The organism is Microcoleus sp. T3_A4, assembly GCF_036700465.1.
In the GTDB taxonomy this organism is placed as follows: Bacteria; Cyanobacteriota; Cyanobacteriia; order Cyanobacteriales; family Microcoleaceae; genus Microcoleus.
The window spans coordinates 175267-188778 of sequence record NZ_JAUBOY010000006.1 but is presented as its reverse complement, the minus strand read 5'-3'; the positions used below and the strand labels follow the sequence as shown (position 1 = coordinate 188778).

Here is a 13512-nt window from a genome sequence, read left to right as displayed (position 1 = left end):
CTTACCAACTGTTTCAACAATTCCTATTCTAACACCTCGATTCTAGGGAGAAATCAACTCATGGTCGCCACAGTTGTTACCGAACAAGGACTCAAGATTCCCGTTTTTGATGCCGCTTACACTGATGCCAAAGGTCGAAATGCAGGCAAATTTTTCAACAATCCAGAAATCCTGCGCCACTCTATTCTGCAAGCAATGTTTCAACCAGAGGAACTGAAGTCATTAACGATCGTCAAACTCGACAAATCCAATCCAGATTCTCGCCAATTACGCGCCAGCATCCATGACCCAGAAGACGGCATCAAGCGACGCATGATATTTCAATCTGGAAACAGCTATTATTTTGGTGACGAAACCCTAGCCAAAAAGATAGGAGACTTATTCGTAACCGAAAAAGACACTGCCTGTCGCTACGGTTCCCTTCTAGTCAGCACTTGTATGTCCGGCGTATCAGAATGCGACCACCTGCGAGTAAAAATTGTTGATTTCACCGACCCGCAATATGCTAAATATCGAACCGGAGACTGTCACGGTGCAATCAGTTCCGACTTACTCAAAAGCATCGGCGGCGAGAAAAATCGAGCCAGCCAATTTCGTTTCGCTTGGCTTCGCAGTTGGAATACAGACAATACAGAATCCACACCCCAAGTCAGCTTTCTGGCTAAAGGAACGCTCCGTCCCGATGACAATTTACTCGATTCATTAGCCGACTCCGAAGGTAACAAACCCCAACTCATTTTAGACCGCTCTAGCATTAAAGGCATCAATAAAAAACAACTCAAAGAACTCATTCCTTGTGGCGATTACGAATTACCCAAAGCCATCCTTGGAAACCGCAAAAACAGTCAAATCGGCATCACCCAAACAAGCTGGCAGTCCACTGGGGTTTGGTTCGACGAAGCAGCCCAAAGACAAGACCTAGTGCCAGCAGCTAAAGCCGAAGCCCAAAGACTAGCAGCACTACAGCGCGACCCGATGAAATTGCGCCAAGCCATGATTGAAGATTACGACAGGCGCGAAGCATTTCTGGCTCGTTTGAACGAAAGAAAACTCAAGGAACAGCAGGAAAAATTATCAACTACAAGTGACGACGAAATTAACGGTGACAGCGAGGAAAATACCGAGGATAAAAAGCGGGAAAGACAGGACATCCAGATGCTCAAAGCCGATAAATTCGGACTGATGATAGGCAGTCCCGAATTCACCAATATGGCAGAAAGGTGGCTGGCATCCAAATGGCGAAATCTGGCAACCAGGGGAGCTTTATCAATGACTTCTGCAATGGCACTACCCTGCGAAGATTTACCCCAAGGCACGGTTTGCGCTAACCATTTAGAAGAAGGAGAATGCGTTCAAGGTCGATTCCCAATTCTTAACAAAGATGGTCTGAGGATATATCAAAATGTACACGCAAAAAACCTGGAAAATATTCCAGAGGAAACCCGCGCTGTCATGGCGAAAATCAAAGGGGTAATTTGGTTCAATCCCAAAGACTTAGAAAAGTTCCATCAAGGAGACTTTGACGGTGACGAACCATTTGGCATTGAATCTGGAAAACTTCCTCACATTGCCCAACAAATCTTACCAGCACAAGACGGGTTATTTGACTTCGGGGAAGTGGTACAAGCGGAGAAAATTCCCTATACGAAAGTTCGGTATCGAGAAGACGATTCTGAAGTCAGACAAGGTAAAGTTAAAGCAGGTCAGCGCAAATTTACCACCCTAGAACAAATTGGAGTTGCCAGCTCTCAAAATGAAGTCGGAATCGTCGCTTTAGCCATTGGTAAAGTAGCAGCAGCACTCCCCAACCCCGGCGAAGATGAAAAGCTATTTCTCAAGCAGCAAAAGCGATTTATCGCCGCTCTCAGCATCATGGAACAGTACGAAGTTGACTACCAGAAAAACTCGCTGCGGGGTAAAGATGCCAAAGAAGTGAAAGAGAAAACAGGTTTAAATCCCGACACTTTACTAGAAAAAGTAGATGAATGGTGCGAGAAACACAAAAGCTGCACTTACTTTTTCCAGTACAAAGGAGACGATCGACTGTACAAACAATTTCCCATGCCCGCCGACTTTCCCAATGCTGTTTACGTCCTAGCCAAAGAAGCTGTTAACCCTTATTGGGAACAGACGCGACTCATCCACCGCAACCGAGATGAATTTCAGCACATTCTTCCCCCCATCCCAGCTCATCTCATCGTGTCGAAAGACAATCGCCAGCAACTGAATGCAGCAGGCATTGAGTATGAAAAAGAAGGGAAGGAATTGCACGTTTCCTATGAGTACAAAAATGCCTTAGTAGAGAGAGGAATCGAGTACCGACACAGCAAAGAAAATGACCTGCCTTGGGAAGAAAACGAATTGCAATGGGCGAAAGACCTGGTGCAGCGATTTCAAGAGGACAAAAGTATTATCTACGATCGCACTGGCAGCGATATCAAAACTCGAAAAGAGGAAATGGGCAAACTTTATGACAGCTATCGAGCCGAAATTGACGAAATCTGGGATACTCCAGATAGAAAAACTAGGGCGGCTCATGCCTTATTCCAAGCTACCCACACTTCCGATAATCTGAGCAAACACCGGACAATTTGCCAGAAGGTGGCAGAGGATTTGGAAATTACCTTTTCCCTCCAAGAAGACTACGAATTGCTGCACGAAGCCTTACCGCGAGATGTCTACGTGCTGCAAGTTCCTTTCCAAAAAGTTAAAACTAAAGATGGCAGAACCATTGACCTTCCTAACCAATGGAAAGACGCACTCGATAGCAAAGGAATTGCATACGAAGCCACTGCTCATCCCGAATTGCCGCTAGTTGAATTCGCCTTCAAAAACTTACCCCAAAGCATGGTGGCGAAACTGGATACCAAATACGGAGACAATTCTAACGATCGCATCGACACCGACTCTTTGAAGGTAACAAACTACTCCGGTAATGAAACCAGACTCCTCATCGTTCCTCCCGTCGATTGTCGGTGGATTGAGTCTCAAGATAAAGCAGGTAGAGGCGCACTTGTCTACAAATTATTCATGGATGAAATCTCCGATGCTTTGTCAAATTATCGGGTAAATCAAATAGAAGTAGTTAATGTCAAACATCCCGATAATGACTACTCAGAGGAAGATTTCTCCAAGTCAAAATGGAAGGATCAGAAAGTCACTGTGCAAGTGGGAACGATCGATTTACCTCCCACTCACGAGAAGTATTACCGATTTCAAGGCACTCCCATTATCCAGCTTGACGGGAAAAATTTGGGTACATTTTCCCCCGAAAGTCCTAAGTTGCCCCCTGGAACTACTTTTGAGGCAATGCTTTCCCCCGACAAAGGCGGCAGGTCGGTTATGCTGAAAGTCGATCGCGAATCGATTCGGTTGCCTGAAATTCAATTGCCACCGATCGATTCACCTGAAGTATCTCAAAGTTCTGAGTTGGGGAAAACTGGGCGTAGTGCGATCGCACAAAACGATAACACGCCCCAACCTCCAAAACTCCCACAAGAACGGGTTTCAAAACCAGAAACAGCCGTTAATAGCGGAAAACGCCATACCACCAACGCTAAAGCTGACAACTGGCGGCTTTCTCTGCAAGACACCCTCTTTAGCGTCGTTTCGGAAACCTACAAGCAACGGCGGTGCCCACAGGCGACGGCTATGCGATCGCACCTTCCTTCCGATAGCACCCAGCACTTCAAATTTGGCGACAACCAATGGACGGCTTACGTACACCCTAACGGGGATTGCTTTGTCAGAAACGAGTCCAAGCGCACCGTGTTTAAAGCCAACGTTAACACCGGGGAGGTTCAAATTCCCCTGACAGAGCAAGCAGCGGCTCGTTTCCAAGAGATGATTGTAGAACGGGAAAAAGCTTTGTCTCAGCCCCGAACTACTTTCACGCCTGCGCCTGAATCGAAACCGAGGGAGTTGGAAATGGTTTAGTCGAGTGGGGGTGGTTGGGGAAATGGGGGCGATATGCCTCCGGCACGCTTCGCGATCGCGGAAGCCCCAATGGAAAATTTTCCATTAGCTTTTGTCACATATCCACCTACATGAGCGTGCCAACCGACTGCTTGTACGACGTGAGGTAAAAAAAGCGGGTTGAAAAAGTAGGTAATTTTGTGCATTTTTTACCTACTTTTACCTACTTTTACCTACTTTTTCTTCCTAGTACCTCCTAGCGTTGTTTATCTACCAGGATAGCTACATTTCTTGCTTCAAAAAAATTCTAAACTTTCAAGCAGTTTAATTAAGGTTCAACCGACCTATGACTAAATCCTTTTCATCAGGACAATAGTAATGAGATTCTTTAAATGTACTCCAAGTGTAACCAAGAATATTGCCGTTGTCTTCATTAGTATAGATTCGTATTGTTCCCTTTCCAAGTCCGTCATGAAAACGCTTATTTGATTTACAAGGATTATTTTGTTCATTTTCTGCTAGTCCATCTCCGTCAGGTTGAGAATTATCATCAGAACTATCCGGTTTACGCCGCGAATCAGCCTTACCATGTCCCGAACAACTTTGGTCAATAACTTTAACTTCCCACTGTAAAGTTTTTTTGACCATTGGTTTTGTAGAATCTCTTTTTTTAGGAGGTTCAAGCACCAACATTACGTGTCCTGTATTATCTTTAGTCTTTGGATTGTTATCAGGTATATACTTGATGGCAATGACATCTCCGGGTTGAACTTGTGTTATTTGTTGAATTTGAATGAAATCTTTTTGATTTACAATAGCGTAGTGGAAGTCCTCCGCTAAGGGACGCCCCCGACCGCTTTTTTTTATCCACTGCTTAAAACGTTCGTCCGTGAAATAATTACCATAACTATGTTGCAGTAATTTGCTCATAAACCCACTGCAATCTGTTTTTGATACATAATCAGCGGCTCCATTAATGCCCTTCCAAGTTACATTAGGTTCGCCGTGTTGATAGTTATTATTCTCCCAACGCGAACGCAATCCCTCAAGTAGTAATAAAGCATCTTCCAAGTGTTTTGGTTTTGTTGAAGTTTGAGCCTTAACTGGCGACGAGGGCAGTAGCGCGCCGATCGCACTAACCCAGGTCATAGCCCAAGCTTTTGCTAAAAAAGTACGTCTTGGTATCAGCATAAAGAGTTCATTGATAGCGAATAGTAATCTTTTAGTCTCAGAAAACATCCCTCGATCGGGAATTTTATTGACAAAATTTAAGTTCCTCCCGCGCTTCGGGATGGGTAGCAAGATAATCTTTCAGCCACAAACAACCCTGTGCTAGAAGTTCGTCTAATTCCCTAACCCGCCAAATTCTCGCGGTTTTGTCCTTTGAACCAGTGATAATGAACTTCCCATCAGGGCTAAAACTAGCGCGAATAATAGTATCCCCATGCCCTTCCAGTTTTGCTAGGGGCGCACTTCCGTCAGCTAAACCAGTCCCAGTCGCCTCTAGTGCTGCTAGTGCGTAAGAGCGCTCTCAGCCAAGTTGCATCCTTCACACAGGGGATGCAACTTTTTGTAAGAAAGAACCGATCGCGATTGTTACTGAAAGCCAGAAAAAGCTTTATATTTTAACCCTTCTATTTCCTAATATTTCCTAATATTTCCTAATTTCTCCTACTTGTCCCTAAAAATTCCTAAATTTTCCTCCAATTATCACAAATCTTAATTAAATTAAATTAATTCTCGCTGCTTTTTAATAGGTTTTTTGTACTCCAACACCTCCTCAATCCTCGTAGTTAGTGTGGTAGTCGCATAGCAAGCCATGTCAAATAGACGTAAGAGGGGGGTAAAAATGAGTAAATCGCCCAAATCACCCAATTGTCAGAATTTGTGCAAATGGCAACGACATATCTTCGCTTCAACACAAGTGGCTGACGGATACCTCTCCTCTGGCTACCGCCAGTATTGGGGCGCTCACTTGCTCTTAAAATCGACCAAATGCCACAAAAACACTACGCGCCGACTGAAATCGCGCATCCAACCAATGCTACCGCCCCTGAACCGACTGCGATCGCCCTGCCTGACTATTGGGCGCAGCCGGATTTTAACTTTGGGGATACGGTGACAGACAATGAAGAATCTTATATCGTCATGGGCCTAGTAATGGACACAGACTTGGACATTTGGAAATACCTGTGTCGCAGCCGGGATAACACAGAGCGATTCTTCTGGGAATATCAACTCAGGCTTGCTTAAACTTCCAGCACGAAACATTAAGACTTTGTTGAGCGACGGCGATCGCGAACTAAGAGCCGTCCTCAACAAATAAGCAAGATGGGCTGCAAACCATGCTCAACAATGATGTAATTTGCAGACTTCCATACAACAATGTCCGACTTTGACAATTTCATTGGCTACAAGCAATCCAGGCAGCAGTATCCACCCTCGAATCAGCCATCTGGATGATAAAAACTGCTCTAGTAGCTTCTCACTAATGCGACTTGTGACCGAACAAAACATAAACCGAAAGAAACAGGCTCATCTCCAACAAAATTGCTGACAATTGAATCAATGAAAGCAATGGATCAATCACCGCGCAAACCTTGCCATCAAGGTTCAGGAAAGTGTAGCGAACATCGGTTGCTCAGCATTAAATTAACTTGATGCCAACAACTGGTTTGACCTAATCGATTGCCGTTCAACTTTGCCTTAATAAACCATTTAGTTAACCCTAGAGAATTGATGTGCTTACAACTGCAACTCTCCCCAAAAACCAACTTTCCAAACCCAACGGAAAGACTGAAGTCGTCCGAGTGCGCCTAACCACCTTTGAAAAGGTAGATTTAGTGAAACGTGCCGCAGAAGCAGGTGAAAAAAGCCTGTCTGACTACTTGCGTAAACGCGCTTTTAGCCTTGACCGCACAGTCCCCGCTATCAATGAAGGAACTTGTGCCCAACTGCGAAAAATGAGCACGCACATTATTTGCCAAATGACCAGGGGTGTAGAGACAGCAGTAAAAGCAGGACAGTTACCCAAACAAAGCCTAGAAGTTCTGCAAGAATTCAGCAGAATGCTAGGCGAGTATCACCAAGAACTAAGAGGCAAAGTCAGAAAAGAACTTTTGAGCGAAACCCGCGAACCAATACCCCCGCTTGTGGATTACCAATAAAGCGATCGCGCAACTAGCCAATAGTCCTGTTTGACAATCTAAAGCACTGCTGAAAGTTCAATATCGAACCTAACAATCGCATCTAATTTCCTCGTAGGAGGTGAGAAAAGATGGCTGCAAAACTCTCAACTAAGCCAAACTCCAAAAGACAATTTTCTGCCCCAAAGCGCACTTGGTCTGTCCTAACAGCCACAGCTCCAAAACACGTCAAAAAACTGGAACACATTCAGGAAACCCTCGATGCTGCCATAGAAACAATCCAAGAAGAAGGTGGCATTGAGGACTGGGAGGATTTCAAAAACTTCGTTGAATCCTTCAACAAACGACCCGACAGAATCAATGAATCTGGCAATCACAAAGCTAGTGTCAGCATGGATTTAGTTACTGAAGGAAAAGGAGGTGAGGTGTCTGGCTTTGTTTTCTATTTAACTAAAGACCCCAGCCAGAGAACTAGCGGTGTCTATTTAGTTAAAAATTTGAAACAAGCTGACGTTGAAACCAAAGACAATAACAATTACTATACTCCATCCCAAATTATGGACTTAATCGGGCTGGATGCCAGTGATGAATTAGAGGAGGACAGCATTTCCGAAGAATTTGATGAAGAACTAGATGATGAATTGGAGGGTGATTTAAGCGATCTAGAAGAAGATGCAGACATTCCCAGCCAAAATACGCAAACTCGCAAATCATCGCAGTCTAAACGGCAGCTAGGAAAGCCAACAACTTCTCAAAAAACTGCCAGCAAAACGCCCCAAAAGGAGGAAGAAGATGATATTGACGAGTTACTATCCGATGATAGCGAGGATGCTTCTATTCCCAATGGTGTCTTGGGTAATATCGCTAAAAATCGTAGCCTTCAAAATAATAACGGACAAATCAAACAACAACTGTCTAAAAACTCCGAAGCAAAATATCCCTTACTTGACACCCTAGAAACTGTTCTAAAAGAAACCGAACACCAAGGTGCAAGTGTCGCTTCTATGGGAAGCGAAATTAACGGATTAACCGTAAGTGGCTTAACCGTCCAAACTGCCTCTTTAATGGGGCTACTTGGAGCCAAGAGTATTGGGGAACTAATTGATTACATTGAACGAGCGAGGGAAAAGGAACAGGCAGAAAAACTCGAACAAATTCTCGAACAAATTGACTCATTAAACACCCGCACCGACCGAGTTGCTACTCGTGCTAAACAAGCTGATGTCATTGCAGGTATCGAAGCAATAGATACACGCACTGAAAAACTTGCTGAACGAGCTAAGCAGGTATTAGAACCACCGACTGCAACTGAACCAGAGGAACTGGAAACGAGCCAGCCTCAGAGAATAGATCCCGACATAGAAACCAAGAGTTCCAACGGAATTAAAATCAACAATTCCGAAGCCAAAGCAGAGCAAATTGGCAAAAAGATTGACGACATAGAGAGCAAACTTAACCCAAACTCTCAGAAATCTAAGCCTCTCCATCTCGATAAAAATACCAGCATCAGCGAACAGCTAGACCAAATCCAAGACTATCTAGGCAACCTCTCAAAGAGATTGGATCGCCTGGAAAGCATCGTTGACAAACTGGAGCAGAAAATGACCATTCAGATGCCTGTTGAATCAGAATTTAATCCTAATTCAAAAGTGCCAGAAAGTCCTCAAAAAGTTCAGCCCACTGTTAACGGTATCAACGCAGAGGAAGGCGAACCAGAGGATCTTCTTAGCAAAATGGTAGCTCAAACAAAAGTACAGCAACAGCGAGAAACTGTAGCAGATTGCTTAGTCAATTATGCTTTCGCTACAGGGCAATCTCCCCAATCAGGCATTGCTTTTGATGGTGGCGGCAGCTTGTATGTAACTGCTGAAAACAACGAAGTTAAACTTGTCGTCAAAGGCAGCGATAATAGCGAACTTTTTTCGGGAACCAAGAATGGAGAACGCTGGAAATTTGAGCCGGGGGACAAGCTAACTCCAGAAGAAAGAGAAGCCATTTTCAAATTGCCTCAGTCGGAAGCAGAGTATAACAAGCTAGCAACTGCCCAAGCTTTAGTTGAAAAGTTTCAAGACACCTTCCCCAAACGCTTCAGCGGGGAAAAAGATCCAGTGTTTCCTTGGAGAGAATCGCGTCACGAAGACGGCACTCCAGGGGCAGTCAAATACGAATTTGAAATACTGGATCTGCCGGACGGGTCAAAACAACTGATCGGAACTGACCCCCGCCAAGGTGACGCACAAGTGTTCGATGCCGTTCTGGTCAAAGGAAAGCCACCAGACGTTCGACAGTGCCACATTGCTGTTGAAGAAATGGAGGCTGTAGTCGGCTCCCCAGAGCCACAAAAAACCCAATCTAGAGATTCTCACGCATCTAAAGACTACAACTATACCTCGCCAGAACGCAAAGAACGATCGCGAGAAGACAGCAACGAATTGCAAGCTTAAACCACTTTGAGGACAAATCCCATGCAAAACGATTACTTACACAACAACTACCGCTCTCATGGCGATCGCACCAGCGTTGCTAACCAAAGCATTATCCACAAACGCCGCAGCCATTTTAGCAAATTCATGCGTAAATTCAAACTCAATAACGCCGATTTAGCCTTCATTGCAATTTGCCTAATTGCAGCCATTTATCTAACTCTTGTCCAACCCTTATTTGTCAGCGTATTTAGCTGTGCATCTCTGGTGTTCTTCGGACTATGGCAAATTGCCCGCAGCATTCCCATCCTCGAAAAACTGCTAGGCAGCAAAATTCGATTCTGGCACTTAGCCGTTGCTGTCATCACAGTAACAATGTTCCTGAATAACTTTCAGACCCCAGCCCAAGCCGTTTTTCTAAGCGGTCTCCAAGCATTTATGACCAATCTAGCAACCGAAGCTGGAGCCGCCGGAGGAGGAACGGCCATTGACGAATCAACCATCGCTTTAATTTTCAATGCCATTCGAGGCGTATTTCTCTTATTAGTAGCCGCCGCAGCTTTATTCGCTTACAACCAAGCGCAGCAAGGCAACGATTGGCGGCCAATTGTCACCCAAATTGCCCTCGCCTTCGGCATTGTAATTGCCATAGACGTTGTTACCTTCTTATTCGTCGGCGACGGTAGCGGTACAACAGCTCGTTTTGCCCCCAACCTGCCACCGCTGGGAGTAATTACAACTTTGACCTTTTAGAACTAAAAAAAAGGAGTCACCAATGGCTTTACGAGATCCCGAAAAAGACTTTATCAGAGTCAATAAAATCCTGGGCAAACAAGCAAGTATCGGGTTCATCCCTGCCAATCAAATTCTACCTTGGTGCTTCTTAACCGCCATTGCATACACCTTAACAATGGGTCTATTTAGCCTGGGATTGGGTTGGTTCTTCACTGTCTCGCTTTGGCTGATTGTAAGCTGGTGGCTCCTCACAGGAAATCAACCCCACCTCTTTACTGACAAATTCCGCAAGCCCCCCGGAGATGAGTGGTGCAGCGGCGACAGCTTCTATATTTCTCCCATCTCTTCCCTGCGCCCTCCTAGCATCCAAGGCAAACCTTACGATTCGCAAATCCGAATCAAATTGAAGCCCAAAATTGTACCCAATCAATATGGTGGAAGGAGCAAATTTATGCCTTTCCAAAATGAAATCAACCTCTGCTGTTTGGTGGAAATTGAAAAAGATGGCAGGCAAGTGTCTGGGATGCTCCTCAATAACGGAACTAGCTACCAACTGGTATTTGGATTCCGCCTCCGAGGACTTCACAACCTACTATTCAGGAACGAAGTATCAGCATTTGCAGCTTCTCTTGAAGAAGGAATGAAAGACATCCCACCCAGTGAAAAAATCACTTTCTGCACCGGTTGTTACAGTAGCGATGCTGCTCGGCAAAAAGAATTAGAACAACTAGCTGACACCGCTGAACTCCAACCCGTATCTGTACTGCTCCGAAATGAACAGCGCCGCCTCCAACAACAAACTAATCAAGGCACTAGACAAGTATGGGAGCAAATTGCTTTCTGTACTTGGACAGCCGATAACGAAGGCGAAACCATCTCCAGAGATTTCATTGGCAAAGCCATTGATGGAGTCAAAAAATTGTGCGATTCCATTGTGGAAACCATTGCAGGCAACACCCGAATTTACAGAGAGCAATTTTACACCAAGCTGCTCCTCAACTCTTTTGAACAAGGATTCCTCCGCTGGGAAATTCTCCTGAACACCAAAATGGGACTCGAAATCAGTCCCATGAATTCCTCAGAACTTTGGGAGTGGCTGTGGCTGCGATTTAACAGCAGTAAACCACCGCAAATCCCACAAATTGTTAAACTTGAAGAAACCCATTCTGGCTATCAACTCAGCGAAATTAAGACAACTGACAAACACATTTGTACAGTTTTAATTGAAGGAACGAATGGCATATCCTCCTGCCCCGAACACCGCAAGACCAACAATCGCGTCTATCTCACCGGAAAGGGAAAAGAATGCGCTGTCCTGACAATGTATGACGCGCCCGCAGGCTGGATTAATACCCGCCAGCAATTGAAATGGATTTGGGAGGTGATGTCCTCAAGCTACGTCCGCGATACAGAAGCTTGGATAGAAATTAGCGCCGGAAATTTCCTCGTAATTAATGATAACTTAGCCCGACAAGCTAAAGGAGCAAAAGCCGCTAGTAGCAGAGCTATAACTAAAGGGCAAGGGCGCGATATTGGCGCTGAAATTAAACAGGAGGAATCTTTCGATGCCCAGCGAAGGCTTTACCAAGGAGCCGTACCTCTAAATGCAGCCGTTGCCTTTTTAGTGTACCGAAACACAGCGGAAGAATTGAGGCAAGCCTGCAACGTACTCTCTAATAGTTTTGGAACTGCGAAAGTCATCCGCGAACGGAACGTTGCTTGGGATATTTGGCTGCAATGCCTACCGATTACTTGGAAATGGTTGCTGCATAGCGGTTCATTTTTGAGCGAACGCCGCCTCACCCTCGACACTGAAACTGCCGCTGGAATTCTGCCGCTAACAGTTCCCCGCGACTTGGATAGAAAAGGAGTTGAATTTATCACCCATCGAGGCGGCAAGCCAATTTTTATCGACTTGTTCTACAACCAAATTAGCCGTGCTTTAATTACTGGCGAATCAGGTTCAGGCAAAAGCGTTTTGGGTTGGCGTTTTACTCTTGAAGCCTTAGCTAATAACATCCCTGTTGTCGGGATGGACATCAGCAGCGGTGGTAACAGTACCTTCAAAACCGCCATCGAACTTTTGGGCGACCAAGGCGCATATTACGACATCAGCCAAGGGTCTAGCAATTTAGTAGAACCGCCAGACCTCCGCAAGTTCGACAAAGCTGAAAGAGAACGGCGGATGGAATCTTGGAAAGAATTTATCCGCAAAGCTGTGGTGGCGATCGCCATGGGCAAAATTCACAACCCCCACCTAGCCCAGCGGGTAGATTCAATTATCCTGCGAATGCTCGATATGTACCTTAGAGATCCCGAAATCATCGCTCGGTACAACAAAGCTTTTGAAAGAGGTTGGCAATCTCCCGAATGGCAGCAAATACCAACTCTCCAAGACTTACTGAGGTTTTGCAGCAAAGAAAGGCTCAATCTTAAGTCTTTTGAGGAGTTAGACAGACTAGCCATCAATCAAATCCTCAGCCAAGGAAATGCTTTGCTAACATCCCGCTTGGGAAAAGCCATCGGTCAGCCCAGCACGTTTTCGCCGGAACCTGCTGTTAAATTCTTCGCCCTATCGGGACTTTCTAACGAACAAGATGCCTATTTAATGGCAATTAACGCCCATGCTGCTTGCATCCGCAACGCTCTTTCTCACCCCAAAAGCTTATTTATTGGAGATGAATTGAGCGTCCTACTCAAAAAAGATGGTTTTGCATCAGTTGTCGGCGAACTCTGCGCCACTGGCAGAAAAGATGGCATAGCTGTCTTGCTATTGAGCCAAGATTTTGATGCTATCTGCGAATGTTCCGCAGGAGCACAAATTCTGCAAAATATGGTCTACCGAATTACCGGAAGAATAACCAATTCTGGGGTGGCAGCCGCTCACAAATATTTGGGGTACGACCCGCAAATTATCAGTTCAAATGCAACGGAATCTTTTCTGCCAAGAGCTGCTGACCTCTACTCGTGCTGGCTGATTGAGAAAGGAGGAAGATTTTGGCGATCGCGATTCTACCCCGGAGAGATGATGTTGGCATCAGTTGCTAACAATCAAAATGAAAAAGAAGCCCGCGATCGCATCATGGCTCAATATCCTCCTACCCTCAAAGGGCAGCTTCAAGGGCTAAAGCATTTCACCCAAGAATACATTGCAGCGGTGAAAGAAGGAAAAGGCTTCGACCACATTGGTCAAAATTTAGAAATTGCCACCCTAGCTGCCAATGCTCAGCCAAAAATGGCATCCGACGTTCACAGCAACAATTCTCAAGTTTTTGCAAAAATACAAAAATAAC

9 protein-coding genes are annotated in these 13512 nt (G+C 45.1%); 6 read left to right on the top strand and 3 right to left on the bottom strand.

Going from position 1 to position 13512, the window contains the following annotated elements:
- The first annotated feature begins 60 nt into the window (after nt 1–60).
- The gene (locus tag QUA07_RS05525; protein ID WP_333323252.1) at nt 61–3936 is read left to right on the top strand and encodes a hypothetical protein; all 3876 of its coding nucleotides are present in this window, start codon (nt 61–63) and stop codon (nt 3934–3936) included.
- Here the strand turns inward: QUA07_RS05525 and QUA07_RS05520 are convergent.
- The 3 genes from QUA07_RS05520 to QUA07_RS05510 form a co-directional block, all read right to left on the bottom strand.
- Nucleotides 3933–4121: a hypothetical protein gene (locus tag QUA07_RS05520; RefSeq protein WP_333323250.1), complete on the bottom strand. Its 189-nt coding sequence runs from the start codon at nt 4119–4121 to the stop codon at nt 3933–3935. The genes QUA07_RS05525 and QUA07_RS05520 overlap by 4 nt on opposite strands.
- 118 nt (nt 4122–4239) lie before the next feature.
- Nucleotides 4240–5106 carry a hypothetical protein gene (locus tag QUA07_RS05515; protein ID WP_333323248.1) on the bottom strand — a complete coding sequence of 289 codons (867 nt, stop codon included), beginning with the start codon at nt 5104–5106 and terminating at the stop codon, nt 4240–4242.
- Nucleotides 5107–5170: 64 nt separating this feature from the next.
- A complete protein-coding gene (locus QUA07_RS05510; RefSeq protein ID WP_333323279.1) occupies nt 5171–5371 on the bottom strand; it encodes a WD40 repeat domain-containing protein in 201 nt (66 codons plus the stop codon).
- 539 nt (nt 5372–5910) lie between these two features.
- Between QUA07_RS05510 and QUA07_RS05505 the strand changes: the two genes are divergently transcribed.
- The 5 genes from QUA07_RS05505 (at nt 5911) to QUA07_RS05485 (ending at nt 13511) form a co-directional block, all read left to right on the top strand.
- Complete coding sequence (locus tag QUA07_RS05505; RefSeq protein ID WP_333323246.1) at nt 5911–6168, top strand: hypothetical protein; 258 nt, start codon at nt 5911–5913, stop codon at nt 6166–6168.
- A gap of 488 nt (nt 6169–6656) precedes the next feature.
- Nucleotides 6657–7082 (top strand): plasmid mobilization protein, encoded by a 426-nt coding sequence (locus QUA07_RS05500; RefSeq protein WP_333323244.1) that lies wholly within the window; start codon nt 6657–6659, stop codon nt 7080–7082.
- A gap of 110 nt (nt 7083–7192) precedes the next feature.
- On the top strand, nt 7193–9505 hold the full coding sequence (locus QUA07_RS05495) for a hypothetical protein (RefSeq protein WP_333323243.1): 2313 nt from the start codon (nt 7193–7195) through the stop codon (nt 9503–9505).
- A gap of 21 nt (nt 9506–9526) precedes the next feature.
- Nucleotides 9527–10237: a hypothetical protein gene (locus QUA07_RS05490; protein ID WP_333323241.1), complete on the top strand. Its 711-nt coding sequence runs from the start codon at nt 9527–9529 to the stop codon at nt 10235–10237.
- Nucleotides 10238–10259: 22 nt separating this feature from the next.
- Nucleotides 10260–13511: a hypothetical protein gene (locus QUA07_RS05485; RefSeq protein WP_333323239.1), complete on the top strand. Its 3252-nt coding sequence runs from the start codon at nt 10260–10262 to the stop codon at nt 13509–13511.
- Nucleotide 13512: the final 1 nt, after the last annotated feature.